Source organism: Mycobacterium neglectum (assembly GCF_002591975.1).
Taxonomy (GTDB): Bacteria; Actinomycetota; Actinomycetes; order Mycobacteriales; family Mycobacteriaceae; genus Mycobacterium; species Mycobacterium neglectum.
The window spans coordinates 22,674-48,843 of sequence record NZ_NVQE01000034.1 but is presented as its reverse complement, the minus strand read 5'-3'; the positions used below and the strand labels follow the sequence as shown (position 1 = coordinate 48,843).

The following is a 26,170-nucleotide window of genomic DNA, read 5'->3' as shown; positions in this document are numbered from 1 at the left end:
GCGGCGACGGTGTACCGACGTCGACGACCGACCCGGAATAAATACCCACCCGGTGAACTTGGCTCAAGAGTCGCCCCTTCCCCGACTCAGGAGCATTCATGACCCGTCCCGTCCGCGTCGCCGTGCAGATCCAGCCCGGCGGCACACCCGACTACCGCACGTGGCGCGACGCCGTCCTGGCCGCCGACGATCTCGGAGTCGACGTCATCTTCGGCTACGACCACTTCCACCGCCCGGCCATGGAGGCCCTCGTCGACGGAAAGCCCGTCCTGTTCGACGAGCAGCCCGATGTCTCCAACTTCGAGGGCTGGACCGCGCTCGCGTCGTGGGGCGAGATCACCTCACACGCCGAGATCGGGCTTCTCGTCACCGGCGTCGGTTACCGCAACGCGGACCTGCTCGCTGACATGGCACGCACCGTCGACCACATCAGCGGCGGCCGACTCATCCTCGGCCTCGGCGCGGGATGGTACGAAAAGGACTACACCACATACGGTTACGAATTCGGCACCTTCGGCTCCCGCTTCGATCTTTTCGACGAGAGCCTGATCCGAATCGAGAACCGGCTCGCTGCACTGATTCCGCCGCCCGTGCGCAAACTGCCGATCCTCATCGGCGGCACGGGGCCAAAGCGCTCGCTGCCCGCCGTTGCCCGGCACGCCGACATCTGGCATGCGTTCGCCGACCTCGACGCCTTCCGCAGGTCCAGCGACCGCGTCGACGAGTTGGCAGTGACGTTCGGTCGCAACGGCGCCGATATCGAACGTTCGACGCTGTGGGAGAACGCCCACAGCGCCGATGCCTTCCGCGAGGCAGGCGTCACTTTGTTCCAGACCGAACTCACCTCCGACGACGGTTACGACCTCGCGTCGCTCAAGCAGTTGCTCACATGGCGGGACAACGGGTGACCACGATCAGACCGGTGGAGCGGAGACTGCCCAGCTAGGGGGCCTCACCCGAGCCGCCGAGTGCGCCACCGCGACAGATCCGCGTCCAGCACCGCAGTATCGCGTTCGGGAAACACGTCTCCGGTGATCTCCAGCTGCCGGATGCGGTGGAGCTGAAATCCGCGGATGCCTTCGCGCAGCCGACACCATCCCACGAACAGCCACGCATCACCTCCGCGGAGCAGACCCATCGCCTCCACGTCGCGGGTGGTGTGAGTCTGGCCGTCCTCGGAGATGTAATCCAACCGTACGACCCGGCGCGCGGCGATCGCCTCGGGAATCAGCGAGATCGCCGCCTCGGACGGCGACTGGGCGTCGATGACGAACATCGACGCCAACGCCTCATCGACTGGCGCGAGCTGATCCTCGCGGCTGATCGCGAGGACCTTCGCCCGCGCTCGACGCGCCGCCGCACCATAGGGCGAGGTCTCCAGTAAGCCAAGCCCCGCGAGCACGGCCAGCGACTCCGGCACTGTGAGATTCAGCGGCGGCAGGGAGTGTTCCCGCAGGATCGAATACCCGCCCGACACCCCGTAGTCGGCATAGATCGGGACCCCCGCGAGCTGGAGCGACTGGATGTCGCGCTCAATCGTGCGCTTGGACACCTCGAACTCCTCGGAGAGCCGAGCCGCCGACAACGGCCGGCGTGCTCCCCGCAGCAGATCGACCAGCGCGTACAACCGCTCGGCTCTCCTCATGGATTTGAGTCTCCACCGGTCTCAGGTGAACGCGCGCGTCCCACCCACCGACCACACTTGGCGGATCAGCCCGTCCTCGGTGAAGTCGAAGACATCGATCCCGCCCACAGCAAGCTCCCCGACCTGCATGTTCCACACCATCCGCCCGTGCGCGCCGGCTATGGCCCGAGTGACCTCGGTGAACACCACATCCGGATGCTTCTCGCGCCACCGGTCCAGGAACCGAGCGAAACTCTCGGCGCCCAGCACGTCGTCGCCCGGGTTCGACCCATCCGTGTCGGAGTTCCCGAAATAAATCCGGAAATCCTCACTGCAGATCCGACGGGCGATCGCACTGTCCTTGTTCCACATCTCCAACCACACTGCGAGCGCCGCATCCGCTGCAGCCGAGTTGGTATCCACCATGTCCGTGTTTTTGTCCATGACACCAGCATCAGACCCTGTCGCGACAACGGTATGTCGGTGTTCATTAGCCCTATAGTTGGTTTGCTGCGCCAGGCAGGGGTCCGCTCAACCGCCGGCCAGGAAGGTCGGCAGTAGCGCGGCTAGTGGGAGTTCGGGTTGGTAGCGTATTCGAAGAGTGCCGTCGTGTTCGGCCGCCTCGTCCGCGAATGGTGGAGTGCGCCGGTCGATTACGACGCGCAAGTCCAGTACTTCACCAAGCGGGCGATGTCCGGAGCGGTCCAAGTCTTGATCGGCCTGGGTACCGGGCTGGACGCGGTGATCTGCGCCGTGATCCTGCTGCCGTCCGCGAGCACCCTCGCGTCGCGGATCGCCGTGGCGGTGTTCGTCGCGTTACAAGTCTTCTGGGCATGGGTGTGGTGTTTTCGGTCGTGGCCCTCGCGGCGGATGTCGCTTGCGTTCGTCATCTCCGCCGACGTCGCAATCACCGTGATGGTCCTGCTGGATCCAAGTTGGGTGCTGGCCTCGTTCGGGTTCAGTTTCTTCACCATGCTCTCGGTGTTCTTGATTTTCTTCGATGGCCCGAAAGCGCTTGCGGGCCATATCGTGTGGATCCTTGCGACGACGGCGGCCTTTGCCGCACAAGTTGCTGTCGCAGCGCAGCTAGACGTCGTTGATTTCACCGCGATGACACTCGCGTCGGTGGCACTGGTCGTCGGGACACCGCTGGGGATCCAGGCCTCGATCTGGGCATTGCGTAACGACGCCAACGAGTCTGTCACCGATCCGCTGACCGGTCTGCTCAACCGGCGTGGCCTGCATATGCAGGTCGGAACCTTCGTACGCGATGCCGCCACCTCGAACAGCGACGTGATCGTGATGGTCGTGGATCTGGATCGCTTCAAAGACGTCAATGACAGATTCGGTCACACCGTCGGCGACGCGGTTTTGGTTCGTAGCGCATGGCGGATCAAGTCCGCGGTTAGGGGCAGTGCATTGGTGGCGCGGCTCGGCGGTGAGGAATTCGTCATCGTCGACTTTGCCGAGCCAGGCAGTCGTCCCGACTGGGACTTCGATCGCGTCCGGCGCGCTATCGCCGCGCCGACGGACTACGCGATTACCGCCAGTGTCGGGGTCGTCAGCGTTGCCGTCGCCAGCTTCGCAGCGCCGAAGGTTGATCCTGTGGTGTTGCTCGACACCCTCATCGAGCGAGCCGACCATTCGATGTTCAATGCGAAACGCGACGGCGGCGACGCGACGGCACAGCTACCTGCGTGACGGCTGCGAGCGTCACCGAGTGGCGATCAACACGGGCGCCTTGGTGACTACGCGCGGTGGAACCTTCGTCTGCGGAGTCGGCTGAACCTCAAGAACCGTTCCCGAGGACAGATCGCCGATTACGTACGGCGGAACGTTCGTCGGTGGATCCGGCTGAACCTCGAGAACAGCTCCTCCGCTTGGCTGCAAGAGGTCATTCGGATTGATGCAGGCGCCGTTGCGCATAACGCCGCCGGCGTGCTCGCAGCAGTAGTCCGTCGGCATATCGCGCTCCAGACACGATGCGAAATCGACTTCCTTGTAGTCGGCGTTCGCCACGGCGAGAGCCCCGAACGGGCTGGCCGCGAGGACAAGCGCACCTGCGGACAGCGTGGCGCGCACGATCCAACGTGAGGGCGCGGAAACGGTGACGGGGCGGTTGGAATTATTCATGGTGGTGTCTCCTCATGTTGCGTCGCGGTGTCCGGCGGAAGCCGCTTTCCAGGTGGTCCACGCAAGTGTCCGACGGGCGGCTTGTCCTCCGTAATCCCCGCGAAGCCAGATTCGACGCCCGAAAGGGAAGGATTTCCTATCCGCCCGGCAAGGTGCGCAGCGATTGACTGACCCCCGATCCCTCCCTACCGTGACCTCCGCGGTGGATTGTCGCGTTGACCGGAGGGTTACTTCTTGAGCTTGGCTGACGGCGGGTTCAAGGACGCGGACACGCGGCTGCGGTATCTGACTGCGTATGACGAGTTACGCACATTGAGCCCGCGACCGGATGTCGTGCACGATGTGCCAACAAAATTCGGCACGGTTCGGGTGTATCAGCACGGGCCAAACAGCGGTGTACCCATCGTCCTGATACACGGATTCTTCCTGACGTCGGCCATGTGGTGGGATCAAGTTCAGGGCTTGACAAGTGATTTCACCGTCTATGCGATGGATATGTTGGGTCAACCCGGAGCGAGCCTTCAGACAAAGGCGATGTTCTCCCCCGCAGATTCCGCTCGCTGTATTGACGCGGTGCTGGAGGGACTGGGGCTGAGTGATGTGCATCTGGTTGGGCATTCGTACGGGGGTTGGCTTGCCACCCACATGGCGGCGCGGGCGCCGCATCGGTTGGCGACTGTCACGCTGGTTGATCCGGCCAGCACGGTGGCTCGAACCTCTGCAAAGTTCTGGCGACGTCTCGCGGTCGTGTCGTCGCGCCCGTCTTCCGCGCGGGCCGGGCAGGCCGCGGCGTGGATAACAGGTCACCCCGAAGCGGGCAGTTCCATCGATATGCTCACCGGGTTGTTTGTGGCCGGATTCGCCACCTTCGCACCGCCCTGGCGCACGCCGGCGCTGCGACTTCCTAGTAATGGTCTACTGCGTTCGGTGCCACTTCCGGTCCAAGTCCTTCTGGCGGGCAACACTATTCATAACCCAGCGGCGGGCATTGCAAGAATCCGGTCGGTGGTGCCCGCGTGGCGATACCACCTGTGGCCCAACGCGACACACTCCCTGCCGGCCGAGGTTCCAGACGAGGTAAACGCTTGTATCCGTCAGTTCGCTATCGAACACCGTGGGGACGCGCGCCCCGCTTAGCGATCGAGGATGTCGGTCCCGCGGGGGTGCTACCCGATCAGGACGGAACCTCGGCAGCCAGTCGAGCTAGCGTGTCGGTCAGCTGATCCTCTGTCACCAACGGGAACTTCACCTTTTCGAGCAGTTTCTTGTCCGTGACCTTCGACCAGTCGTAGGTATGGCGAACCAAGGTCTCGTTAGGCCCCTGCGGTTCCAGCTCCCACAGCCACTCCCACCCGGGAGGCTCAGTGCCCGCGGGGGCAGTCTTCCAGGCCAGAAGCTTGTCTTTGACATAGCCGGACACGTGGTTGTCAGTCTTGTACTCACCACCCATGTGATCACCCTGCATGTTCATCGTGAACACATCGCCGACCTTTTGTATCCGATCGGCGTGGTCCACACTGCGGACGAACCCAGAGCCATCGAGCGCCTGGTGTCGCTCGGGATTGGAAAGGACGTCGAATAGCTCGTCTACGGGTGCCGTGATGGTTCTTTCGACAGTGACCTTTTCGTTGCTCATACCCCCACACTGCCCAAACTTGTCCGATACGGCAACGTTGCGTATCAATCGAGTGGGCGTACCAGCCCAACGCTTTTCAAGATCGATTGCCGGCGACCAACAATTGAAAGAACACGAACGCCACGTTCAACGCTTCTGGCTGGGGCCTCGATTCACTGCGGCGGTACCAGCGTCGAATAGTGACACACCTGATTCCCGCCCGCGCGTTTCGCCTCGTACATCGCCGCGTCCGACGTGCGGATCAGATCGTCGATGAGTTGGAGATTCGCTGTACCTGAGTCGGTTTCGAGCGGGGCGCCCGCAGTACCTATGCTCGCTGTCACCGGTAAGTGGATTGTGTCGATTGCCTGGCGTAGTCGTTCGGCCAGCTTGGCAGGGTTCGGCGACGTATCGATGTCTGCGACCACGAATTCTTCCCCTCCTACCCTGCCGATGACCGCTGCGGAACTGCAATTCTCATGAAGCGCGGCGCTGACACCGACCAATGCCTGATCACCCGCGGCGTGGCCCCGGGTGTCGTTCAGGTGCTTGAAATTGTCGAGATCGATCATCGCCATCACCAGGTAGGTCCCTGCGGGACTCCGATGGAGCATCATGAGTTCGTAGACCGAGCGGTGAAAGGAGCGCCGATTCAGCAGCCCGGTCAGGGGATCGCGGTCAGAACCCCGCAAGTCAGACCGCAACGTGTGCACCAACGACTCGATTCCAAACGGCACGCCGATATTGAGCGACGCCACCGTGACCAAGGTTGCGATCGCCAGCGCGACGTCACCGGTGGCGGCAATGAGTCGGTGCGCCAGGATCGCCGAACACACCGTAGCGACTGCGAGGTTGACGACCACGTGACCCATCGTGTGGAAGTAGGCGGCGAAACCACCGATGACGGCGAAGGTCGCACACGCACCCAACCCCGAGTACGGGTTTGAAAAGGCGAAGCTGGTTGCCGCAATTGCCGCCGTGGACATCGCCCAAAAGATGACGGACTGCCGCCGGGTGGGCCAACGAAGCAGCCAGAGAAAACCACCGGCGACGGCGGTTGCCGCGGCGGCGAAAGCGATCGCGACGGTCGCGGGATTGTCTGGTCCGAACGGGCTCCAGAGCATCACGATCGGCAGCGCCCCCGTCGCCAGGGTGAAGCCAAACGTTGCGCGGCGCCAGAGTATCTGCAGTCCGCGCTCATTCAGGTAGGCGCTCAGCCAGTCATACTGGTCCGGCTGCTTCCACCACCGCTCAACGCGTCGGGCCATCCCTCACCCCCGGCAGGTGTCGTCTCGATGCGGAATTACACTCACGATCCTTTTCTTGCTATTAGAGCAACATTGACGAGCCCATCGCCGCATCGTAATGCGCAGTTGCTGACCCAAGCACCGGCACGAGGTCTCGGAGTGATCCGACCGGATGGATGAATCCAGCCGCTGGACGGCGTTCCCCGGGAATGACAGGTCATCACCATGTCTTCGGATACAGCCCCTGGAGGAGAAACCATGAGCGTGGACAGCATTTCACTGGGTAACACAGGACTCGACGAATTGGTTCCGTCGCGCTACGCGGTGCAGGTCGGTGACATCGAGGTGCTCGTGATCAGCGATGGGGTGCTGCCCATCACGGCCCGGACGATGGCGACCAACGCCGACCCGACCGAGTACGGAAACTGGCTCAACGACATGTTCCTGCCCCAGGACGTGCTCGACTGGCCGCTGAACGTGGTCGTGGTGCGCAGCGGCAGCCGAACCATCCTCGTCGACGCCGGACTCGGCGTGGAATTCCCCGACTTCCCCAGGGCCGGGCAGACGGTCCACCGACTGGAGGCCGCCGGCATCGATCCCTCGGCCGTGACCGACGTGGTGCTCACCCACCTGCATATGGACCACGTAGGCGGACTGCTCACCCAAGGTCTGAAGGAGCGGCTGCGCCCGGATCTGCGCGTCCACGTCGCGACACGTGAAGCCGAGTTCTGGGAGGCGCCCGATTTCTCCAAAACCGACATGCCGGCGCCGGTGCCGGACGCGCTCCGGTCCATCGCCTCGCGATTCCTGAACGAGTACCGCGGCAACTTACGGACGTTCGAGACGGAATACGAAATTGCGCCGGGGGTTCTGGTCACCCGCAACGGCGGTCACACTCCCGGGCACAGCATCGTCCGCCTCGCATCCGGCGGCGATGCTCTGACATTCGCCGGCGACTCCGTGTTCGCACCGGGATTCGACAACCCCGAGTGGCACAACGGCTTTGAACACGACCCCGAGGAGTCCGCCCGCGTCCGCATCCAGTTGTTGCGGGAGCTGGCGGCGACGGGCGAGGCGATGGTTGCCACCCACCTGCCGTTCCCGTCCGTCTGCCATGTGGCGACCCACGGCGACGTCTTCCGCTGCGTCCCCGCGACCTGGGATTACTGACCTTTCGTTGGATCAGCGCCGACCGTGAGTGGCCGAAGCGCCCTCACGTCGGCGGCCCATCGCCGCGGCGGCGCATCCGGCCGCCGCTGCGGTAAGGACATGCCAGGCGCCGTGGTACTGCCACAGGCTGTCGGGCCGGCACAGTGGCGACCCGGAACGTCCTGCCGCGTAGGCGATTAGAGCAATCGCGAAGATTCCGCCCGCCGCCATCCACATCCGCGGTCGCCGTCGGGCGGTCCGGGCCAGGCCCAGGGCGCACACGGCTGCCAGCGCCACGATGGGCCAGTCGTGGGCGGGCCCTGCCCATGACGGCTGCGGCCCGTGGTAGGCGAAGCTGCCTATTCCGACGGCGATGAGCACGACGCCGGCAGCCGCGGCCAGTGCGCCCCTACCTCGCGCCGCCCAGCACAACACGGCCAAACCCACCACGACATAGCCCAGGCTGGTAATGGCCAAGACAGGCTGGGCCAAGATGTCGTTCACGACGCGCTCGCAGTCCGACTGCCCGATGCCTGCGACAGCCGCCAACACCCGCATGACGATCCACCCTAACCGCCGGCGCCGAGCAGGTCGGCCGCCTAGAACAGCTCCGGGACCTTCGGCGGCACATCATCGAGAAACCGACTCACCAAGGGGATCAACAACTCCGACTCCCCCGACAGGCCGATGTGCGACATCGCCGGCAGCACCACCAGGCGCGCATCGGGAACCTTTTGCAGCAGCCCTGCGGCCGCCGCGGCCACATCGCCTCCACCGCGGAGCTTGAACATTGCCAGCGCATGTTCGAGTGTCACGCCATCCGCATCACCGACGATGACCATCGTCTTGGCGGAAATTGACCGCATCTCCTCGTCGCTGATGTTCTGGTCGTTGATGTTCAAGGCCTTCATCTTCTCGAGGTAGGCGTCGTAGGCCTTGGCACCCGGAGTGTGCGCCTTGAAGGCAGTCTCGACAGGCGTACCCGCGAAATCTTTGGCAGTAAGGCCCCCAATGGATTCGAGCACGGTCGGGTACCACCCCTCCTTGCGGAATGTGGCCGACATCGAAACCAACTTGTTCACCATCGCGGGATGGCGGATCGCGAGCTGCAACGCGACACCGCCGCCTTGTGAATACCCCATCACGTCCGCACGCTCGACCTCCAAGGCGCGCAACAACTCCGCGCCATCATCGGCGAACTGCTCGTAGGACATCTCCCGCGACGTATCCGGGGTGCGACCATGTCCTTGTTGGTCGAACACGATCACGGCGCGCTCACGTGCGAACGCCTCTACCCAGTCAGGCATCGAGTCGGCGGCCATGAACGCACCGGGGATCAAGAGCAATGGCGCCTTCGATGCGCCCAGGTCGCCGTGCACCTCGTGATAGAGCTTCAGCCCGTTGATCGGCAGATAACCACCGCGCGAAGGCTTGGTTCCCATCGTTGGACCTTCCATCTCGTATCGCTCCGGTGAATAGACCGTCGCGATGAGACATACTCATCGTGGGACCTGTCGTTTCACGAACAATGACGACGTTTGCAGTGGATACTCGCAACACCATCAAGATCCGGGAGCCATCATGCGGAAGCTAAACCACCACCGACCGGTGGCCGTGCTGTCCGCAGTGGCAATCACCGTCGCCACCCTCGTCGCCCATTCGCCGGCGGCCGGTGCCGACCCCTACACGCCGGTCCAAACCCAGGACAACGCCGAGTTCGCGATCGCGGACGGCTACATCGCCATGCAGTCGGTCTGCACCCCCGAACTCTCCCCTGCTTTCGAATCCGTCACCTGGGATCCCCCGGGATTCACGCCGGAGGGCGGCACGGGGATGATTCATGACGCCAACCCAGCGCTCGGCGGTCAGTTCGCGGCCACGTGGGCCGTCGACAACTGGGCCGTCGAGTACCAGTTCTGCTGATATGAGCAGTTCAGCCACCTACCGACGGTGACCGCGTAACGCGGCTGTAGCGTGGCGACGGTGAATTCCTCTCGTCTGTCTTCTTCCGTCGCGCTCGCAGGCATTGCCGCCGCGCTCGTGACGACGCTCGCCGCGTGCGGCTCGGACTCCGACGCCGATGCTTCGTCGACGAGTGCGCCGTCCACGAGCAGCGCCGCTGCGGACCCGTTCTCGGTCACCCGAACCCAGGTACCAGCAGCCCCGCCGACCCCGGCCGCAGCCACCACGTGCCCGACGGTGGCCCCGACCGTCGGCACGCCCGAGTGGACGCTGAACGGCGCCACCGGCGACGTCGCGGTCACCGGATCCACTGATGCGACGGCGCCGGAGGTAAAGGTGGGCATGCCTTTCAGCGTGACCGAGACCCAGGTGCACACGTTGCAGGCAGGTGACGGGCCAGTCGTGTCACCCACGGCGACGGTTTCGGTCTGCTACATGGGCGTCAATGGACGTGACGGGTCGGTGTTCGACAGCAGCTACGAACGGGGCGCTCCCGAGCAGTTCCCGCTCACCGGCGTCGTTCCGGGCTTCCAGAAGGCCATCGCCGGCCAGAAAGTCGGATCCACTGTCGCTGTCGCGATGACATCGGCCGACGGTTACGCGGACGGTCAGCCCGCAGCGGGAATTCTGCCCGGTGACACGCTCGTCTTCGCGATCAAGATCCTCGACGCCGCTGGGTAACCGGGATCAGCGACCGGTCGTGCCGTCTATCTGCTCGCGCAAGATGTCGGCGTGGCCGGCGTGCCGACCCGTCTCTTCGATCATGTGCACGAGAATCCATCGCATCGTCGGCGCTGCCTGCGGCCGGGCCGAACGCGGCGCGGGTTGACTGAGGTCCCCGCAGGCATCGATGATCACGTTCGCTTGTGAAACGGCCTCCTTGTAGGAGGCCACCACAGCGTCGATCGTGTCCTCGGAAGTGGGTCGAAAGGTCGCGCTCCAGTCGCTGACGTCCTCCCCTAGGAAGTAGAACCTTTCGACATGGTCCAGGTGTTTGACCAAGCCCAGCACGCTCGTTCCTGACGGCACCCCCGCGGTTCGCGCCTGTGGCTCGGGTGCACCCTCGATGTTTGACACCATCGCCCGGCGCAGGTAGTCGAGGAACTCCACCAAGGTTTCCTTCTCCCCCACGCCGGCCCGCGGCGGGCGGTGGTCGGTCTTGTCGGGCACCAGGTTCACCTCACTATCGGGATAATTCGGGCGAGTGGCCGTTATCGTATGCCGGTGGAGGGCACGCCATTCGGCCGTTACCAGCTGATCGAGTTGATCGGTCGCGGCGGAATGGGTGAGGTTTGGCGCGCCTACGACGGCCAGATCGACCGCGTCGTGGCGCTCAAGATGCTGCTCTCGAATCTGAGTGAGGACCCCGAATTCGAGCAGCGATTCCGCCGGGAGGTCCGTGCCGCCGCACGCTTGGACGACCGCCACGTTGTACCCATCTACGACTTCGGCGAAATCGACGGCCGGCTGTACGTGACCATGCGGCTCATCGCCGGCACCGACCTGCACAGCCTGCTCGACGACGGTCCGCTCACGCCACCACGCGCGGTCGCGATCGTCGAGCAGATCGCCGCGGCGCTGCACGCGGCCCACCAGACGGGACTCGTACACCGCGACGTGAAACCGTCGAACATCCTGATCGACGAGAACGACTTCGCGTATCTCATCGACTTCGGGATCGCCCGCACCGCCGAGGATGGGGTGACGCAGACCGGTGCGGCGATCGGCACCTGGGCCTACATGGCCCCGGAGCGTTTCAGCGCCGACCAGATCAACCCCAGCTCTGACATCTACGCGCTGGCGTGTGTGCTCTACGAGTGCCTGACCGGTCAACAGCCGTTCCCCGGCGACACTTTCGAGCGGGTCGCCAGCGGGCACATCTTCATGCCACCACCGAGGCCGTCCGAAATCAGCCGAACTGTCCCGACAGCGTTGGACGCGGTGATCGCCACCGGTCTGGCCAAACAACCGTCGGACCGCTACGCCAGTGCCCTCGATATGGCCTCCGCCGCAAAGGAAGTCATCACCCGGCCAAGTCAACCAAGCATCGGCGGACCTATCCCACCGCCCACCATTGGTCAGGCCGGCCCACCGAGTTCGCCGATGCTGCCGCAACAACCGTGGGCCCAACCACAGCGGAGCGCACCACCGAAACGGCCAGGGCGAAACCGTGGACTGCTCGTCGGCGCTCTGGTATTCATCGCCACCCTCATCGTGGTCGCCGGTGTCGTCGCCGTCGTGGAGTTCACTGGGCGGGACGGCTCCACTGAGAGCCCCTCGTCCTCATCGCCAAGCGGGAGTGAATTCATCGGCAACTACACCGCCGATTACGGCCCCGGGACGGATCTGGAAGGCAAGACAGTCCCGAATGCGCCTGCAACGACCAGTAATTGGGCCGTTCGTTCAGAATGTGGCGCCAGCGGCTGTGTCGCGACGGCGGCGAACATCAGCGGCGCCGGTATGGCCCTGCTGTCAAACCTGACTTTTGATCAATTGGGCGGTACCTGGGTCGCGGTGGGCCTCGCGTCCGCGCAGTGCACGGGTGATCAACCCGAAGAGCTCTGGGTGGTGTTCACTCTGCAACCGCATCCCGACGGTACCTTGTCGGGCGAAACGATCAGGGCCTCGACGAACGGCGCCTGTGCCGCCAAACGCACCGTGAAGTTCACCCGCACCGGCGACCCCGACCCCAACAAGGTTGCCGATCCCGCCGTCCTCCCGCCGAGGGTGGTCACCCCGGCCGAGGCGCTGCACGGGAGCTATCAGCAGAAGACGACGTTCGCCAACGGCAATGTCGTACGCGGAAAGGTGCTGTCCGCCAACACTTACTGCCTGCGCACCGGCGATCGGTGCATGAGCCTGTTCCACGCCGTAGACGGAGTCGTCACGCTGATATTCGCGGACGACAAGTGGACGCGTGACGAAGCAGGAACCACGACGTGCCCCGACGGCGGCACGGCACAATCGACGATCACCGCGGAGTATCCGATGCCCCCGCAGTTGGACGATCCGATCGCGCTGCTCACCGGGCGGGGAAAGCAATCCATAGCGGCCGGTGGCGCGTGCGCAGGCGGTGGGGATTTCACCGACGAGTTCGAGCGCACGGGCGACTAGCTGTCGCCTGCCGTTACGGGCACGGCCCCGGGATGAAGAGTGACCAGCACCATCCCGGCGGCAGGGGTGGTGTGAATCCCGGCGGTGGCGGAGGTGGCGGCGGTGGCACCTCGCCCTCGAAGATGTTCTGGGCGACGTTGCCCTGTCCGTGGTAGACGTACCAGTAGGTGTGGCAGACGTTGTTGTCCCAAATCACCGGGTTAACACGAAGATTGCCGGTCTGCACCGGCGGGTCCCCCGGACACCAATGACATGGGCCGGACGGGTTGTTCTCCGGACAGCCGGGCCACGCCCCCCTCATCGGCACCGGTTCGCCCGGCAGAGCCTGGGCGCTCGATGGGCCCAAACCCGAACCGGCTACCGCTATGCCTAACGCCATCAGTCCGCCGGCGATGATCCGCGTCCGAATGTGATTGATATTCATGGCGATTCCTTTGGTCATGCACCGCACCTGGGCGGCGTCGTGACCGCAAGTACACGGCGGCCCCCACGCTACCGATCCCAATAACACAAGCGGTGTCGGAAGTTGGGATCGGTAGGAGCGGCGACGGCCTTCGCGCTATCCGCGCCTGCGGAGATCGGCCAGCGAGTTTCGAAGACCACCGTCGAGGCGGATCTGGATCGCGGCCACTGAGAACATCACCGCCGCCGTCACGATGTGCACGATCGCGTCGGTGATGTTGTTGGGAAACGCGAAGATGTAGGCGACCTGATTCGAGAAGAACGCCCAGATGCCCGGCAGCGCCCCGGCGACCCCGGCCACGAGTAGGTACAGCACCGACCACGACTTGCGAATCGCGAACACCAGGCCGGGCGCAAAGAGCGCAAGCCCGGCCACGGCATGCCAGCCGTTGTAGTCCATCCCCAGGATCTGGACGGTCGGCGCGTCGGGTCCCGTCGCGAAACTCGGTTCTGCGATGAACCCGATCACCGCCTGCACGACATGGAACACACAGATGATCAGCAGGCCGACCTGGGCAAAACTCCACTTCACAGAACACCTCCAAGGATCTTTCGGCAATGTTCAAGGCAGATACTACGTCATGTAGTAGATGAGGCCAACAGTCTCTTCGGCAGAAAGTAAGTTAGGCTAGAGATAACGCACACGAAAATTTCCGTGCGCCGGCGTACCGACTGAATCGAGCGCCGAAGCGTAAGCCGTGATCCCGTCCGCGACGCTCCCTGATGAGCGCGGCGAGCTCGCGCATGGTCCGGAGGTGATTGAGTTTTGAAATATGTGGTCGGGGCCCTCTTATCGGTCGTTTCTGCAGTGGCGTTTGCCGCCCCCGCTGCGGCGGACGAAGACGAGTTCGTTCGGACGATGCAGACCAGCTATGCGTTCCTCACTGACCAACAACTGCGGGCCGAAGGAGCCAAGATCTGCGGCGTTCTCGGTAGCGGCACGCCGGCATCGGAGGCGGTCATCATGGTGCGCAACGATCTCGGCGTGTCGATTTCCGCTGCCGGGGAGATCGTCAGTGCGGCTGTCGTTCAACTCGACTGCTGATACGGACGCCTCACGCCGGGCACCTGGCCGGGGCCGCCACTACCCTGAAGTCGTGTCAAAGGTGTTGTCCGTCAATCTGGCGCGTGTGCGCGCGAATCCCGATGCGCCGTCGAGGCAGACCGGCATCGATAAATCGGCGACGGCCGAGGCTGTCATGGTTCGTTCGCCAGGGCCGATGCGCGGCGGCCTGGGTAGTGGTCTGGTCGGCGACTCCATCGGCAACCAGAAACTGCATGGGGGCGACGACCAGGCCGTTTACGCCTATGCCCGCGAAGACCTCAACGAGTGGGAGACGCGGCTCGACCGTCCACTCACCGATGGAATGTTCGGCGAGAATCTCACCACCTCGGGCGTCGACGTCACGCACGCACTGATCGGTGAGCGTTGGCGCGTCGGAACCGGCGGCCTACTACTCGAGGTGTCCGCGCCCCGTACCCCGTGCCGAACCTTCTCGGCGTTCCTGGACATCGATGACTGGATCAAGACCTTCACCGCGTCGGCCATGCCCGGTGCATACCTTCGGGTTGTCGCGCCGGGGGCGGTGCAGGCAGGCGACACGATCTCGATCGAAGATCGTCCCGACCATGACGTGACGATCAGCTTGGTTTTCCGCGCCAAAATGTCGGAACCCGAGCTGCTTCCGCAGTTGCTGGCCGCCGATGCGCTCTCCGTGGAACTCAAGAACTACGTGAGTCGCCGGCTGACGCCCGGCCGAGCCTGACGCGCTACCGCGCGGCGTGAGTCAGTCCGACGCAGCCGGCTTTGGCCGGCGACGGGTCGCACCCCACAGTCCGACCCCGATGCCGACGACCGCGCCGCCGAGTCCGATGATCTGCTGTGAGCGGCTCATCTCGTTGTGCACCCTCATTCCGCCCAACAGGTCAGACGCGTCGGCGCCGCCCGACGCGAGAAACCAACCGCGGGTGTCCTTTCCGCGCACGGCAGCGGACAGCATCAAGCCTCCGATGAGCGCATCGCGATAACCCATGGAGTGCAGCAGAAGCTGCGCCGTCGGGGCCGGCTCGCCGGAATCTCCCCACAGCTTGTTGGCGCGGAGCGGATCGACGAGGAACGAAATTCCCGACGCGAGGCGGATGCCGCCCACGGCGAGTGCTGCGCGGTCCAAAGGCATGGCGTGCAGCTTATGGCAGGACAAGACTGAGTAGATGCGAATTGAGATCGTCGTGTTCGAGGGGTTCGACGCCCTGGACGTCGTCGCGCCGTGGGAGGTGTTCGCCCGCGCTGCGACCATCGATCCCGACCTTGAAGTCGCGGTGGTACGCCTCGACGGCCCTCCCGTGGTGTCTGCCGCCAACGGGCTGCAACTGCATGTTGTCGACGAGCTCGGGGCGCCCGACGCGCTGTTCGTTCCGGGCGGCAGCTGGGTGGATGGAACGGACACCGGTGTGCCACGTGAGATTCGGCGCGGCACGCTGCCCCGCCTCATCGCCGATTTGTCGACCTCGGCTCGATGGGTGGGGTCGGTGTGTACGGGTGCGCTACTCCTTGGCGAGGCGGGGATCCTGCGCGATCGCAACGCCACCACGAATCCGGCAGCGCTCGAGGCACTTTCGCAGTACGGCGCCGTCGTCCAGCCCCATCGCGTGGTCGATGACGGCAATGTGGTGACCGGCGGCGCGGTCACCGCGGGCATCGATCTGGCGCTGTGGCTGGTGCGACGCGAACTCGGCGAAGCCACGGCGGACAAAGTCGCGCAGGCTATCGCCTACCCGATGCCGACCGACGTGTGGCGCGCGCTGGATCAGAGTCCGAACTGATCCTCGATGATGCCGAGCCAGATCTGCGCCGCGTCCATGGCCACCTTCTCGCTGATGAACGCATGCTGACTGCCGGTGTACAAGTCCCGGAATGCGCGCTCGAGGCGGCTGCCTTCCCGGATCGAACTCGTGCCCGCGACCAGATGCGCCCATTCGGCGGCCTGTCGCGAGATATCGGTGGCATAGACAGCGGCAACGCGCATATCGGCACGCAGCGTCGGGGTCAATTCCTCCCCCGATGCAACGACCGCCTCCGCGGTGGTGAATGCGTCAATCACCAGCAGTCGCGCGGCACGCCAGGCCGCGACATGATGTGCGAGATCCTTCTGAAAAGTCTGGCGACTCGCCAGTGACGCCATATCGCTCATCCGGAACTTGGTGGCCGCGAGGTCCTGGACGTCGTCGAGCATGCTCTTGGCGACACCAAGGGCCCACGAAGCATGTCCCGCGGCCGTGACGGGCATCAGCCCCATCCGGGTGGCGGGCGACGATCCCCGCAGCGCCTCCCGCGAAAACAGCGCGAATGTCCGGTGCTCAGGGACGAATATTTCCTGCACGCTGTAGTCGTAGGACCCGGTTCCTTTGAGCCCCTGGACAAACCACCCGTCTTTGAAATCGATCTCCTCGCGAGGGATGACGGCCACCCGCATATCGGGCACACCTTCGCTGATCCAGCGCATCTCGCCGTCGTCCATCGGGAAGAACCCAGCCGTGACGTATTCCGCATGGCCGGTCCCCGAGCCGAAATTCCACGCCCCGCTCAGCGTGAAACCGCCGTCGACCGCGCGGCCCTGTCCGTTGGGGAAGAACTGGCCGCCCATCGTCACGCGGTTCTGGTGTGCGGTGAACACCTCCGCGAATCCTTCGTCGGGCAGATACGCCGCCGCCGCGAACGACGACGGCAGGTTCGCGATACCCACCCAGCCGAAGGAGCCGTCCTGCCATGCCATCTCGATCCAGGTCTCGATCATCTCGCTGAACGTTGGCTCGACTCCCCCGGCCTCGACGGGATTGAAAGCCGTCATCAGACCGCTGGCCCACAGCGCGTCGACGACCTCCGTGGTGAGGGTGCGCGCCTGTTCGGACTCCGCTGCCTGTGCTTTCACGAGCTCGCGCATGCCCCGTGCGAGCCCCACAACCCGGTCAGCCGCTTCGACAGTCGTCGTCATGTGCTGACCTTAACCGCACCAAGGGGAATTTCGATACCCACCGACGCGTAATTTTTCCGGCCCATAGACTTCGCTCGTGAATCAGCCGCGCCCGACCATCCCTGCACTTCTGGAGCGCAGCGCGCACGAGTTCGGCGACGAGACATATCTGGTCACGCCGACTGAACGGCTCACCTATCGAGAGGCGGAGCATCGGTCGGGCCAACTCGCCCGCTGGCTGCTGGCCGAGGGCGTCGGCAAGGGCGCACGCGTCGGGCTGTTCTTCGCCAACGGTGCCGATTGGGTGTCCTGGTGGCTGGCCGCGTCCAGGATCGGTGCGGTCGTGATCCCGCTGAGCACGCTGTACGCCCCGGCGGAGATCGCCAAAGTGGTCCGGTTGGCCGATGTCGGGCTGTTGATCGCCCCGACGAAGATACTCACCATCGATGTGGCCGAACGCCTTGAAGAAGCGCTACCAGAGCTGTCCGGCCAACCGACCAACCGGCTCGCGCTGCGGGCGGCGCCCTACCTGCGTCGCATCGCGTTCACCGGCGACTCGGACCGGCGCTGGGCGATGCGTTACGACGAGTCCGAACCCGGAGTGCCACAACAGATTCTGGCGGCGGTCGAAGCCGAGATTTCTCCCGCGGATCTGGCCATCATGATCCATACGTCGGGCTCCACGGCCGACCCCAAAGGCGTGCTGCACACCCACGGCACGCTGGTACGGCAGACGTCGACATGGCCGGACGCAATCCGTGCGGTGACGGGTTCGGTCGCTGACGCCCGGATTCTGTGCGCGATGCCGTTCTTCTGGATCGGCGGGCTGCTCGCGACGACGGGTGCACTGCACCAGCCCGTCACACTCCTCGTCATGCCCCGACTCGACGCCGGGACGGCCCTCGATCTCATCGAACGCGAACGGGCGACGGGCATCGTGGGATGGCCGGCCTTCACCCAGCGATTGCGTGAGCATCCGACGTTCTCCCACCGTGATCTGTCCAGCGCGCCGATGCTGCGTGAGGGTCCGTTGGATATCGCTATGACCGATGTGCCCGACGGATTTCCCGTGCATCGCACCATGTCTGAGACCGCAGGTGGTTTCGTGTTCACCGACATGTGCATCGTGGACGACGACGGCAATCCCGTCCCGGACGGCAGCGTCGGCGAACTCCTCGTTCGCGGGATCGGGGTGATGGCCGGTTACAACAAGCGGGAGCGGGCCGAGACGTTCGACGAGGACGGCTGGTATCACACCGGTGACCGCGTCTACCGCAACCACGGCGATCCCCGGCTGTTCTATGTGGGCCGCACCAGCGAGCTCATCAAGGCCGCGGGGGCGAACGTGTCGCCGCTGGAGGTCGAAGCGGTCATCGAGCAGTTCGCCGACGTGGCGCAATGCATCGTCGTCGGACTCGACCATCCGGTCCGCGACGAGGAGGTATGTGCGGTCGTCGTGCCCGCCGCCGGCGGCATCGACGTGCAAACTCTCACGGCGCGTACGCGGGATCAGTTGTCCGCCTACAAGGTTCCCACCCGGTGGGTGTTCGCGACCAGCGAGCAGATTCCCATACTCGCAAGCGGCAAGCTCAACCGCAGAGCACTGCGCGCGCTGGTCATCGACGGAACGTTGACGCCCACTCAGTAGGCGCGGGCGACATAAGCGAGCGCGCCTGCGTCGTCGTCGGATTCGGGCAACGACCCGTCGCGACGTTGCAGACACCTCACGGTCAGTCCACCCGCGGCGAGCTCGGCCTCGCCGGCGGCTCCGACCGACGCCCACGGGACTCTGGCGACCCCCGTCTGCGCGACCGCGCGCGCATCATCGAGAGTGGCGCAGTCGGAGATGACTGCGTCTCGGCGCGCCGTCGCCGCCGCCAGCATCTCCCTCTGGATGCGAGGAGCCAGCTGCCGCACCTCGTCGACGACGCCGCCCAGTGCCACGGTGGACTTCTCCCGACTGTCCCGGCGGTAGACCAGTGCCGCGTTGTCCGCGACGTCGCGGGGGCCGATCTCCACCCGGATCGGCACACCCTGCAGATCCCACTCGGTCGCCCGCCAGCCGAACCCTTGAGACACATTGTCGTCCAGTCTCGTTCGTATCCCACCGGCGTTGAGTTCCTCGGCGAGTGCCGAAGCGGCTCGGGTGACGGCGCCGTCGCTCTCCTTCACCACCACGACCACGGCCTGGACCGGCGCGAGCGCCGGCGGCAGAACGAGCCCGAAGTCATCGCCGTGACACATGATCAGTCCCCCGAGCATGCGCGTCGACGCGCCCCACGAGGTGGTCCAGCAGTGCTCGAGGGTGCCGCCGGCGGTCGAGTAAGCGATGTTGAAGGCGCGGCTGAACCGCTGGCCGAGTTCATGCGATGTGCCCATCTGTAACGCCTTGGCGTCGCGCATGATCCCTTCGCACGTCATTGTATTGGCGGCGCCCGCGAAGCGCTCCCTTGCCGTCTTGCGACCGACGATCACCGGCATGGCAAGGGTGTTGCGCATGAAGTCCTCGTAGACCTCGTGCAGGATGCGGCGGGCGTACTGCCGAGCCTCTGGTTCTCCTGCGTGCGCGGTATGCCCTTCCTGCCAGAGGAATTCGGTGGTGCGCAGGAAGATTCGCGGACGCATCTCCCAGCGCACGACGTTGGCCCACTGGTTGAGGATCAGCGGAAGGTCGCGATAGCTGTCGATCCACTTCGCCATGTATTCGCCGATGACGGTCTCACTGGTCGGACGGATGGCCAGCGGTTCAGACAGCTCCTTGCCTCCGCCATGGGTCACGACGGCAAGTTCAGGACTGAACCCCTCGACGTGCTCGGCCTCGCGCTCGAAGAAGCTCATCGGGATCAGTAGTGGGAAGTACGCATTCTGGGCTCCGGCGGCCTTGATCCGCCCGTCGACCTCGGCCTGCATGCGCTCCCATATCGCGTATCCGTTGGGCCGGATGACGATGGTCCCGCGGGCCGGGCCGCTCTCGGCGAGCTTCGCCTTGGTCAGGACATCCTGATACCACCGCGGAAAGTCGTCGCGTTGCGCTGTGAGCACCGCCATCCGTACGACCCTACTGAGGGTCACCCGCCGGAGTCGCGCGGTTTTTCGGCCCTACGCGATGATGCGGGCGAGGTATGGCGTCATGTTGTTGGTACGCACTGGCGACACCGTGACGGTATCGCCGACCTCGAGCATCTGGCCGTTGCCGATGAAGAGTGCGACGCTGTCGTTGCCCTCGGGCCCATAGAAGAGCAGGTCTCCCGGAAGCGCCTGCGCGGGTGTGACCTTCTGCCCGACCTTGTACTGCGCCCCCGAGGAGCGAGGCAGCTTGACGCCGACTCCGGCGAAGGCATAGACCATGAGGCCGGACGCGTCGAATCCGACGACGTCTGCGGCCGGGTCGGCTCCCACGACCCTGCCCTCGGTGTCCAGCCCGAGCGCGTTGGCGGTTGGGCCGCTACCGCGGGTGGGCCCATTGACGTCGCCACCACCGAACGAAAAGGGAACGCCCCGTTGGGCAAGTCCACGCGCAATCACTGTTTGGATCGCCTGCTGCTGACTGGCGGACCGCTGGTAAGGCTGAGCGGTCGCCAGACCGGGTGTCGCAACCAACAGCGCCAGGCTGATCGCCAAGGCGTAGATACTTCTCATCGGACATTCTTCTTTCTCGAAATACGACGCGCACGGTGTGGATCCACTCCGACCCACAGTTCGCTACTCCACTTGTACAGCCAGCACGTGCGTGCAGCCCAATTGCCTCGTGGCACATGGCCAATGAGTTGTCGTACCGTGATCGAAAAGTGACCGACAGACGCCGTTCAAGTGGTTCGCGTCACCCTGACGGCGTCACACCGTAGCCCAATGGCGTTATGCGGGACGCGATCCCCGCGATGCCTAGCCCAATCTGATGTCCGGTATCACCGCGTGCACACCCTCGGCCGTCGCGCCCAGCGCGGTGGACAGCTGCCAGGCGACTTCGCGGACACGACCTCCGATCTGTTGCGCGCGCTCGGCGTCCATCCGGACCTCGGGAACCGAAGCCCCGAGTGCTCCGACGACCTGTTGGGTGTGGTCGAACACTGGGGCGGCGACAGCGTAGATCCCCACTGTGCGTTGACCTTTGGACGCGGCGTATCCGCGGAGGCGCGCCGTCTGCAGTTCTTGTTCGATATCGGCGACCGCGACCGCGGTGGCGGTGGTGATCGGTTGGATCGGCTCCGCGAGGTGACGTTCGAGCTCTGCCGCAGGCAGCACGGCGAGGATCGCCTTTCCCGGCCCCCCGTAGGCCAGCCTGATCGGCACGCCGATATCGGTGTAGGTCCGGCGGAGCTCCTGATGGCTTTCCACCTGGGCCGCGACGATCCGGTGGTCACCGTGCAGCTCGTGTAACCCGATCGTTTCGTCGAACTCGTCGCGCAAATCCGTCATGAACGGCAGCGCGGCCTCGCGAAGAGTCCTCGGCATCGCACCTGAATTGGCCAACTGCAGCAGCAGCGGCCCCAGGCCGTACCGCTTGGTACCGGTCTGCCGTACCAAGTGGTTTTCCTGCATGGCGCCGAGTAACCGATGCACCGTACTGGTGGACAACCCCGTCGATCGCGCGATTTCGCTGATGCCCAATTCGGGTTTACGGCCGTCGAAGCACCGCAGGATCGCCACGGCGCGATCGATCGATTGCACGCCGCTGCGTCGCTGCAGTTCCACACCATTTTCGTCGCTTTCCACGCGGCTTCCCCTCATTCGCTCCCCGTCTCAAGATCGCACACGCCCGCGGGTTTGCACTGTGATCCACGGCGCTGTTCATGGTTGACGTGATGCCGATCACCGTCTTAGGCTTCCTGCATAGCGTAATACAGATTCCACAATGCGGGAAGGACGAATGCATCCCCTCACCGGTTTCCGGGTCCTTGACTTGACGCGTTTCCTGTCTGGCCCCTACTGCACGATGGTTCTCGCCGAGCTCGGTGCGGATGTCATCAAGGTCGAGCAGCCAGGCACTGGCGACGACTCGCGCCGGATGGCCCCGAAGATCAACGGCGAGAGCTATCCGTTCGCGATGCCGAACCGCAGCAAGCGCTCCATCGCCCTGGACCTCAAATCCGAACGCGGCCGGGACCTCTTCCACAAACTGGGGGCCAGTGCGGATCTGGTGATCGAAAATTTCCGCCCCGGGGTCACGAGTCGACTGGGGATTGACTACGAGTCGATGCGACGAGTCCGCGACGACATCCTGTACTGCTCGATCAGCGGGTTCGGCCAGACCGGCCCGTATCGCGATCGGCCGGGGTTCGACATCATGGCCCAGGGCATCGGCGGCTTCCTGCGAATGACCGGTCAGCCAGACGGAAAGCCCACCAAGGTCGGCATCGCCATCAATGACATCGCCGCAGGCGCCACCGCGATCTACTCGATCCTCGCCGCGGAACTGGAACGTCGGAAGACCGGCGCCGGCCAGTACATCGACATTTCACTCGTGGATGCGGGCCTGGCCTGGACAGTGTGGGAATCCGGCGCCTTCTTCGGCAGTGGCGAGGCACCGGCCCAGACCGGGACCCGGCATCGCCGCTCCGCCCCGTATCAGGCGTACCGCACCGCAGACGGGTACGTCACGATCGGCGCCAACACCGACCGCCTGTGGCTGCGACTGATCAACGATGTCCTGAAACGGCCGGATTGGGCCGCCGATCCCCGATTCGTCGATCTGCCCGCGCGGATGGCCCATCTCGACGATCTGGAGCGTGAAATCGAATCGATCACAACGACTTTGCCGACCGACGCATGGGTGGACCGGCTCGATGTCGCGGGCGTGCCGGGCGGGCCGGTGCTCACCTACGAGGAGACGCTCGCAGATCCTCATGTGCAGGCCCGCGGCATGATCGTCGACCTCGAGCATCCGATCATCGGGCCGATGAAGACGATCGCACCGCCGACGCGGTTCTCCGAACTCGAGTTCGGCGTGCGCTCCCCCGCCCCGTGGCTCGGCCAGCACACCTCCTCCGTCCTCACCGAGATCGGAGTCGGGTCCGACGAACTCGATCGCCTGTTCGCCGACGGCACGCTGTATGACGCTCACCCCGACCTGCAGGAGGGACGCACCGCATGAGCACGACCAACGACATCATCGTCGAGCATGACGACGGGATCGCCACCGTCGTATTGAACAAGCCCGACACCCACAATGCGATCTCGCTTGGCATGTATAGGCGTATCCCCGAGATATTCGCCGAACTGGACGCCGAGGCAGGCGTCAAGGTCGTCGTCGTTCGCGGCGCGGGCACCCGCAGCTTCGCGTCCGGCGCCGACATCAGCGAGTTCGAAGAGGTTCGCGGCAACAGCGCGTCGGCCAAGGCCTACAACGAGCAAGTGGCCGGCGCCGAGCATGCGATCGAACGTTTTGCCAAGCCGACCATCGCGATGGTGCACGGCTACTGCATCGGCGGGGGGTGCGGCATCGCTCTCGCGTGTGACATCCGGTTTGCCGACGAGCGCTCCCGCTTCGGCATCACGCCGGCCAAGCTCGGGCTGGTTTACAGCCTCGAATCCACCAAGCGCCTCGTCGATGTCGTCGGGCCCTCGCGCGCGAAGTGGATCCTGTACTCCGGCCAACACGTCTACGCCGACGATGCGTTGCGACTCGGTCTGATCGACGAGTTGCTGCCCGCCGACGATCTCGAGAAGCACACCTACGAGTTCGCCAAACTGGTCACCACGCGCGCTCAGTTCAGCGTGCGGTCGGCCAAGCGGATCGTCGACCTGGTCGTCGGGGGCCAGACCGCGGACGACGAAATCACCGTCGACATCCGCAATTCATCCTTCGACACCGAGGACTACGCCGAAGGCGTTCGGTCCTTTCTCGAGAAGCGGCCACCGAGGTTCACCTGGTCATGACCACCACCGATTCCCTACGTTCGATACCCGACCCCGTCGAGGCCGCGCAGTATGCGGCGGCCGCCGCCGTCCCGGAGTTCGGACGCTACTTCCTCATCCACTTCCTCGGGCTGTCGATCGCCTATCAGGACGATGAGCAATCATGCTCGGTGACAATGCCTTTCGCGTTGCACCTGTGCAACGCGGGCGGCGCCATGCATGGCGGGGTCCTGTCGACCGCACTCGACATCTCGATGGGCCATGCGTGCGAGCACTTCCTGTCGGCCGGATCGACGATCCAGATGGAGATGCGATTCCTGCGCCCCGTCAAGAGTGACGTGGTCTGCACCGGTCGCATCCTCAAGCCGGGCCGGCGGATCGTCTCGCTCGAATCGCGCATGCTCGACGACCAAGGGCGACTTGCCGCCGTCGCCTCAGGCTCCTGGTTCAGACACGACGCCACCGAATAGCCCCCCACCCAACTCAACGAGGAGAACACCATGCGACTGAAAGTCGTAGTGACGACAGTCTTCGCCGTGATAGCCCTTGTGCTGTCCGCATGTAGCGGTGGGAGCACCAGCTCCGAATCCGCGGAGGACTACCCGTCCCAGGATCTGGATTGGACGATCGCGTTCGGGCCCGGCGGCGGCAACGACCTGATGGCCCGCAAGTTGGTCCAGATCATTGGCGACGAGAAGCTCTATCCCGCCAATATCGCGGTGGAGAACCGCGAGGGTGGCAGCGGGGCGACCGGCTGGGGCTACCTGATGTCGAAAGCCGGTGATCCGTACAATATCTCGACCACGTCGGGCTCGTTCCTCACCACACCGCTCCAGTCGGACCCGGGATGGACGTACAAAGACTTCACGCATGTCGGCCTGATGGCCACCGATGACGCGCTGCTGCTCGTCGACGGCAAGAGCAACATCAAGACCTTTGAAGACTGGGTCAGCTTCGCCAAGGGCAAGGGCAAGGTGGTCGTCGGCGGCATCGGCACGGTGAACGTTGACTTCATCCTGCAGTCGCTGATCGCCGAGCACGCCGGCTACGAGATCGAGTACGTGCCCTACAACGAAGAGGGCCAGGTGCAGACCTCGCTGCTCAGTGGCGCACTCGACGCCATGGTGTCCAACCCGGGTTCCATCCTGGGTCAGGTCGAAGGTCGCGAGATGACGGCGCTGCTGTTCACCGGAAAGGAGCGCCTCCCCGCGCTGCCCGATGTTCCGACCGGCGCCGAGAAGGGCATGGCCGACCTGCCCTCGATGCCGCGCGGCCTGATCCTTCCGCCCGAGGTGCCGGACTACGCCCGCGACTGGTGGATCAAGACCATGCAGCAAGTGGCGAAGTCCGACCAGTGGACGCAGTACCTCGCGCAGAACTATCTGACCAAGAACGAGTTGTGGGGTGATGACTTCACCAAGTACCTCGAGACCACCACGGCCGAGTTCGAGAGCACGTTGAAGGAGCAGGGAGCGCTGTGACCGCGACGGCACCGCAACCGACCCGCGTGAATGTGTCAGAGCAGCCGTCGAGCCGGAAAGTCGACTGGCCCAAGCTGACCTTCCTGGCTGTGCTGCTACTGATCTTCGCCGTCTACACCGAGTCGGCGATGGGCATGGAGTGGCGCACGCAGGCGGGTCGGATCGGTCCGGGGTTCTTCCCGCGGATCCTCGGCTTCACCGCGATGGCGGTCACGGTGCTCGCGGGTGTCCGTGAGATCGTCTCGCGGCGCGCCGAGAAGCGTGTCTCCGTGGCCGAGGCGGCCGATGAGATCGCCGAACCCGACCTCGGGCGGCACCCGATCGCGTTGATCGGCTTCATCGTCGCGGCCACGCTGTTCGTCGCGTTGTTCGGCATCCTGGGCGCCGTCGTCGCGGGCATCCTGTTCCTCGGCGCGACGTTGTGGTTCCTTGATCCCGAGCACCACATTCGCGCCGTGATCATCGCGGTCGCCGTGCCCGTCCTCCTGTACCTGGCTTTCCAGACCGGACTCAACGTCGGACTGCCGCAAGGCATCCTGCCACTCGGTTGAGGTGTG

General features: G+C 64.7%; 31 protein-coding genes. 16 read left to right on the top strand and 15 right to left on the bottom strand.

Translation table 11 applies throughout. The features are described from left to right. Positions 1-98: 98 nt before the first annotated feature. Positions 99-908, top strand: a complete 810-nt coding sequence (locus tag CSQ99_RS22715; RefSeq protein ID WP_099041256.1) for an LLM class F420-dependent oxidoreductase — start codon at positions 99-101, stop codon at positions 906-908. Between the two features lie 44 nt (positions 909-952). On the opposite strand, the gene CSQ99_RS22710 is transcribed toward CSQ99_RS22715, so the two are convergent. Both CSQ99_RS22710 and CSQ99_RS22705 read right to left on the bottom strand, forming a co-directional pair. Continuing rightward, complete coding sequence (locus CSQ99_RS22710; protein ID WP_176561160.1) at positions 953-1,645, bottom strand: helix-turn-helix transcriptional regulator; 693 nt, start codon at positions 1,643-1,645, stop codon at positions 953-955. Between the two features lie 21 nt (positions 1,646-1,666). After that, positions 1,667-2,068 (bottom strand): nuclear transport factor 2 family protein, encoded by a 402-nt coding sequence (locus CSQ99_RS22705; protein WP_099041255.1) that lies wholly within the window; start codon positions 2,066-2,068, stop codon positions 1,667-1,669. A gap of 165 nt (positions 2,069-2,233) precedes the next feature. Here CSQ99_RS22705 and CSQ99_RS22700 point away from each other — a divergent pair, with 165 nt between their 5' ends. Continuing rightward, positions 2,234-3,325: a GGDEF domain-containing protein gene (locus CSQ99_RS22700; protein WP_099041254.1), complete on the top strand. Its 1,092-nt coding sequence runs from the start codon at positions 2,234-2,236 to the stop codon at positions 3,323-3,325. 12 nt (positions 3,326-3,337) lie between these two features. On the opposite strand, the gene CSQ99_RS22695 is transcribed toward CSQ99_RS22700, so the two are convergent. After that, positions 3,338-3,757, bottom strand: coding sequence for a hypothetical protein (locus tag CSQ99_RS22695; RefSeq protein WP_099041253.1), 420 nt, complete (start codon positions 3,755-3,757; stop codon positions 3,338-3,340). 234 nt (positions 3,758-3,991) lie between these two features. Here CSQ99_RS22695 and CSQ99_RS22690 point away from each other — a divergent pair, with 234 nt between their 5' ends. Continuing rightward, positions 3,992-4,894, top strand: a complete 903-nt coding sequence (locus CSQ99_RS22690) for an alpha/beta fold hydrolase (RefSeq protein WP_176561159.1) — start codon at positions 3,992-3,994, stop codon at positions 4,892-4,894. A gap of 37 nt (positions 4,895-4,931) precedes the next feature. On the opposite strand, the gene CSQ99_RS22685 is transcribed toward CSQ99_RS22690, so the two are convergent. Beyond that, the gene (locus CSQ99_RS22685) at positions 4,932-5,393 is read right to left on the bottom strand and encodes an SRPBCC family protein (RefSeq protein ID WP_099041252.1); all 462 of its coding nucleotides are present in this window, start codon (positions 5,391-5,393) and stop codon (positions 4,932-4,934) included. Between the two features lie 152 nt (positions 5,394-5,545). Then, on the bottom strand, positions 5,546-6,640 hold the full coding sequence (locus CSQ99_RS22680; RefSeq protein WP_099041251.1) for a GGDEF domain-containing protein: 1,095 nt from the start codon (positions 6,638-6,640) through the stop codon (positions 5,546-5,548). A gap of 237 nt (positions 6,641-6,877) precedes the next feature. Between CSQ99_RS22680 and CSQ99_RS22675 the strand changes: the two genes are divergently transcribed. Then, complete coding sequence (locus CSQ99_RS22675) at positions 6,878-7,789, top strand: MBL fold metallo-hydrolase (RefSeq protein WP_099041250.1); 912 nt, start codon at positions 6,878-6,880, stop codon at positions 7,787-7,789. Positions 7,790-7,801: 12 nt separating this feature from the next. Here the strand turns inward: CSQ99_RS22675 and CSQ99_RS22670 are convergent, their stop codons facing one another. Together CSQ99_RS22670 and CSQ99_RS22665 are read right to left on the bottom strand one after the other, a co-directional pair. After that, complete coding sequence (locus CSQ99_RS22670) at positions 7,802-8,326, bottom strand: hypothetical protein (protein WP_099041249.1); 525 nt, start codon at positions 8,324-8,326, stop codon at positions 7,802-7,804. A 41-nt stretch (positions 8,327-8,367) separates the two neighbouring features. Next, positions 8,368-9,210 (bottom strand): alpha/beta fold hydrolase, encoded by an 843-nt coding sequence (locus CSQ99_RS22665; RefSeq protein ID WP_099041274.1) that lies wholly within the window; start codon positions 9,208-9,210, stop codon positions 8,368-8,370. A gap of 139 nt (positions 9,211-9,349) precedes the next feature. On the opposite strand from CSQ99_RS22665, the gene CSQ99_RS22660 reads away from it, so the two are divergent. Together CSQ99_RS22660 and CSQ99_RS22655 are read left to right on the top strand one after the other, a co-directional pair. Continuing rightward, positions 9,350-9,691 (top strand): hypothetical protein, encoded by a 342-nt coding sequence (locus tag CSQ99_RS22660; protein WP_099041248.1) that lies wholly within the window; start codon positions 9,350-9,352, stop codon positions 9,689-9,691. A gap of 60 nt (positions 9,692-9,751) precedes the next feature. Then, positions 9,752-10,411, top strand: coding sequence for an FKBP-type peptidyl-prolyl cis-trans isomerase (locus CSQ99_RS22655; protein ID WP_176561158.1), 660 nt, complete (start codon positions 9,752-9,754; stop codon positions 10,409-10,411). Between the two features lie 6 nt (positions 10,412-10,417). Here CSQ99_RS22655 and CSQ99_RS22650 read toward each other — a convergent pair whose 3' ends face one another. Next, on the bottom strand, positions 10,418-10,900 hold the full coding sequence (locus tag CSQ99_RS22650; RefSeq protein ID WP_099041272.1) for a DinB family protein: 483 nt from the start codon (positions 10,898-10,900) through the stop codon (positions 10,418-10,420). A 48-nt stretch (positions 10,901-10,948) separates the two neighbouring features. Between CSQ99_RS22650 and CSQ99_RS22645 the strand changes: the two genes are divergently transcribed. Continuing rightward, a complete protein-coding gene (locus CSQ99_RS22645) occupies positions 10,949-12,844 on the top strand; it encodes a serine/threonine-protein kinase (RefSeq protein ID WP_099041247.1) in 1,896 nt (631 codons plus the stop codon). A gap of 13 nt (positions 12,845-12,857) precedes the next feature. Here the strand turns inward: CSQ99_RS22645 and CSQ99_RS31055 are convergent, their stop codons facing one another. Together CSQ99_RS31055 and CSQ99_RS22640 are read right to left on the bottom strand one after the other, a co-directional pair. Further along, entirely contained in the window at positions 12,858-13,286 is a 429-nt protein-coding gene (locus tag CSQ99_RS31055; protein WP_176561157.1) for a hypothetical protein, read from the bottom strand. 117 nt (positions 13,287-13,403) lie between these two features. Next, positions 13,404-13,838 (bottom strand): DUF4383 domain-containing protein, encoded by a 435-nt coding sequence (locus CSQ99_RS22640; protein WP_099041246.1) that lies wholly within the window; start codon positions 13,836-13,838, stop codon positions 13,404-13,406. Between the two features lie 276 nt (positions 13,839-14,114). Here CSQ99_RS22640 and CSQ99_RS22635 point away from each other — a divergent pair, with 276 nt between their 5' ends. Next, complete coding sequence (locus CSQ99_RS22635; protein WP_245909046.1) at positions 14,115-14,351, top strand: DUF732 domain-containing protein; 237 nt, start codon at positions 14,115-14,117, stop codon at positions 14,349-14,351. A gap of 52 nt (positions 14,352-14,403) precedes the next feature. Beyond that, positions 14,404-15,072: an MOSC domain-containing protein gene (locus tag CSQ99_RS22630; protein WP_099041271.1), complete on the top strand. Its 669-nt coding sequence runs from the start codon at positions 14,404-14,406 to the stop codon at positions 15,070-15,072. A 21-nt stretch (positions 15,073-15,093) separates the two neighbouring features. Here CSQ99_RS22630 and CSQ99_RS22625 read toward each other — a convergent pair whose 3' ends face one another. Then, a complete protein-coding gene (locus CSQ99_RS22625) occupies positions 15,094-15,483 on the bottom strand; it encodes a DUF4267 domain-containing protein (protein ID WP_099041244.1) in 390 nt (129 codons plus the stop codon). Positions 15,484-15,517: 34 nt separating this feature from the next. On the opposite strand from CSQ99_RS22625, the gene CSQ99_RS22620 reads away from it, so the two are divergent. After that, positions 15,518-16,129, top strand: coding sequence for a DJ-1/PfpI family protein (locus CSQ99_RS22620; RefSeq protein WP_099041243.1), 612 nt, complete (start codon positions 15,518-15,520; stop codon positions 16,127-16,129). On the opposite strand, the gene CSQ99_RS22615 is transcribed toward CSQ99_RS22620, so the two are convergent. Continuing rightward, entirely contained in the window at positions 16,114-17,298 is a 1,185-nt protein-coding gene (locus CSQ99_RS22615) for an acyl-CoA dehydrogenase family protein (protein ID WP_099041242.1), read from the bottom strand. The two genes, CSQ99_RS22620 and CSQ99_RS22615, sit on opposite strands and share 16 nt — an antisense overlap. Before the next feature lie 76 nt (positions 17,299-17,374). Here CSQ99_RS22615 and CSQ99_RS22610 point away from each other — a divergent pair, with 76 nt between their 5' ends. Beyond that, entirely contained in the window at positions 17,375-18,925 is a 1,551-nt protein-coding gene (locus tag CSQ99_RS22610; RefSeq protein WP_099041241.1) for a class I adenylate-forming enzyme family protein, read from the top strand. On the opposite strand, the gene proS is transcribed toward CSQ99_RS22610, so the two are convergent. The 3 genes from proS to CSQ99_RS22595 all read right to left on the bottom strand — a co-directional run bounded on the left by proS (position 18,919) and on the right by CSQ99_RS22595 (position 21,990). Then, complete coding sequence (gene proS, locus CSQ99_RS22605) at positions 18,919-20,325, bottom strand: proline--tRNA ligase (RefSeq protein ID WP_099041240.1); 1,407 nt, start codon at positions 20,323-20,325, stop codon at positions 18,919-18,921. The two genes, CSQ99_RS22610 and proS, sit on opposite strands and share 7 nt — an antisense overlap. A gap of 51 nt (positions 20,326-20,376) precedes the next feature. Then, positions 20,377-20,916, bottom strand: a complete 540-nt coding sequence (gene ripD / locus CSQ99_RS22600; RefSeq protein ID WP_099041239.1) for an NlpC/P60 family peptidoglycan-binding protein RipD — start codon at positions 20,914-20,916, stop codon at positions 20,377-20,379. Positions 20,917-21,159: 243 nt separating this feature from the next. Further along, entirely contained in the window at positions 21,160-21,990 is an 831-nt protein-coding gene (locus CSQ99_RS22595) for an IclR family transcriptional regulator (RefSeq protein ID WP_099041238.1), read from the bottom strand. Positions 21,991-22,144: 154 nt separating this feature from the next. Between CSQ99_RS22595 and CSQ99_RS22590 the strand changes: the two genes are divergently transcribed. Genes CSQ99_RS22590 through CSQ99_RS22570 form a run of 5 tightly spaced genes read left to right on the top strand, consistent with a single transcriptional unit; the run spans position 22,145 to position 26,164 of the window. Continuing rightward, on the top strand, positions 22,145-23,368 hold the full coding sequence (locus tag CSQ99_RS22590; protein WP_099041237.1) for a CaiB/BaiF CoA transferase family protein: 1,224 nt from the start codon (positions 22,145-22,147) through the stop codon (positions 23,366-23,368). Then, complete coding sequence (locus tag CSQ99_RS22585) at positions 23,365-24,153, top strand: enoyl-CoA hydratase-related protein (protein WP_099041236.1); 789 nt, start codon at positions 23,365-23,367, stop codon at positions 24,151-24,153. Before CSQ99_RS22590 ends, CSQ99_RS22585 begins: the two co-directional genes overlap by 4 nt. Continuing rightward, positions 24,150-24,602 (top strand): PaaI family thioesterase, encoded by a 453-nt coding sequence (locus CSQ99_RS22580; protein WP_099041235.1) that lies wholly within the window; start codon positions 24,150-24,152, stop codon positions 24,600-24,602. The genes CSQ99_RS22585 and CSQ99_RS22580 overlap by 4 nt, the downstream gene beginning before the upstream one ends. A gap of 30 nt (positions 24,603-24,632) precedes the next feature. After that, entirely contained in the window at positions 24,633-25,613 is a 981-nt protein-coding gene (locus CSQ99_RS22575) for a tripartite tricarboxylate transporter substrate binding protein (protein ID WP_099041234.1), read from the top strand. After that, positions 25,610-26,164 (top strand): tripartite tricarboxylate transporter TctB family protein, encoded by a 555-nt coding sequence (locus tag CSQ99_RS22570; RefSeq protein WP_099041233.1) that lies wholly within the window; start codon positions 25,610-25,612, stop codon positions 26,162-26,164. The genes CSQ99_RS22575 and CSQ99_RS22570 overlap by 4 nt, the downstream gene beginning before the upstream one ends. Positions 26,165-26,170: the final 6 nt, after the last annotated feature.

Bases quoted from the DNA above. Each gene is read 5' to 3' on its own strand.
- CSQ99_RS22715 (WP_099041256.1), top strand. From the start codon at position 99: ATGACCCGTCCCGTCCGCGTCGCCGTGCAGATCCAGCCCGGCGGCACA.
- CSQ99_RS22710 (WP_176561160.1), bottom strand. From the start codon at position 1,645: ATGAGGAGAGCCGAGCGGTTGTACGCGCTGGTCGATCTGCTGCGGGGA.
- CSQ99_RS22705 (WP_099041255.1), bottom strand. From the start codon at position 2,068: ATGGACAAAAACACGGACATGGTGGATACCAACTCGGCTGCAGCGGAT.
- CSQ99_RS22695 (WP_099041253.1), bottom strand. From the start codon at position 3,757: ATGAATAATTCCAACCGCCCCGTCACCGTTTCCGCGCCCTCACGTTGG.
- CSQ99_RS22685 (WP_099041252.1), bottom strand. From the start codon at position 5,393: ATGAGCAACGAAAAGGTCACTGTCGAAAGAACCATCACGGCACCCGTA.
- CSQ99_RS22680 (WP_099041251.1), bottom strand. From the start codon at position 6,640: ATGGCCCGACGCGTTGAGCGGTGGTGGAAGCAGCCGGACCAGTATGAC.
- CSQ99_RS22675 (WP_099041250.1), top strand. From the start codon at position 6,878: ATGAGCGTGGACAGCATTTCACTGGGTAACACAGGACTCGACGAATTG.
- CSQ99_RS22670 (WP_099041249.1), bottom strand. From the start codon at position 8,326: ATGCGGGTGTTGGCGGCTGTCGCAGGCATCGGGCAGTCGGACTGCGAG.
- CSQ99_RS22665 (WP_099041274.1), bottom strand. From the start codon at position 9,210: ATGGGAACCAAGCCTTCGCGCGGTGGTTATCTGCCGATCAACGGGCTG.
- CSQ99_RS22660 (WP_099041248.1), top strand. From the start codon at position 9,350: ATGCGGAAGCTAAACCACCACCGACCGGTGGCCGTGCTGTCCGCAGTG.
- CSQ99_RS22645 (WP_099041247.1), top strand. From the start codon at position 10,949: ATGCCGGTGGAGGGCACGCCATTCGGCCGTTACCAGCTGATCGAGTTG.
- CSQ99_RS31055 (WP_176561157.1), bottom strand. From the start codon at position 13,286: ATGACCAAAGGAATCGCCATGAATATCAATCACATTCGGACGCGGATC.
- CSQ99_RS22625 (WP_099041244.1), bottom strand. From the start codon at position 15,483: ATGCCTTTGGACCGCGCAGCACTCGCCGTGGGCGGCATCCGCCTCGCG.
- CSQ99_RS22620 (WP_099041243.1), top strand. From the start codon at position 15,518: ATGCGAATTGAGATCGTCGTGTTCGAGGGGTTCGACGCCCTGGACGTC.
- CSQ99_RS22615 (WP_099041242.1), bottom strand. From the start codon at position 17,298: ATGACGACGACTGTCGAAGCGGCTGACCGGGTTGTGGGGCTCGCACGG.
- proS (WP_099041240.1), bottom strand. From the start codon at position 20,325: ATGGCGGTGCTCACAGCGCAACGCGACGACTTTCCGCGGTGGTATCAG.
- ripD (WP_099041239.1), bottom strand. From the start codon at position 20,916: ATGAGAAGTATCTACGCCTTGGCGATCAGCCTGGCGCTGTTGGTTGCG.
- CSQ99_RS22590 (WP_099041237.1), top strand. From the start codon at position 22,145: ATGCATCCCCTCACCGGTTTCCGGGTCCTTGACTTGACGCGTTTCCTG.
- CSQ99_RS22585 (WP_099041236.1), top strand. From the start codon at position 23,365: ATGAGCACGACCAACGACATCATCGTCGAGCATGACGACGGGATCGCC.
- CSQ99_RS22580 (WP_099041235.1), top strand. From the start codon at position 24,150: ATGACCACCACCGATTCCCTACGTTCGATACCCGACCCCGTCGAGGCC.
- CSQ99_RS22575 (WP_099041234.1), top strand. From the start codon at position 24,633: ATGCGACTGAAAGTCGTAGTGACGACAGTCTTCGCCGTGATAGCCCTT.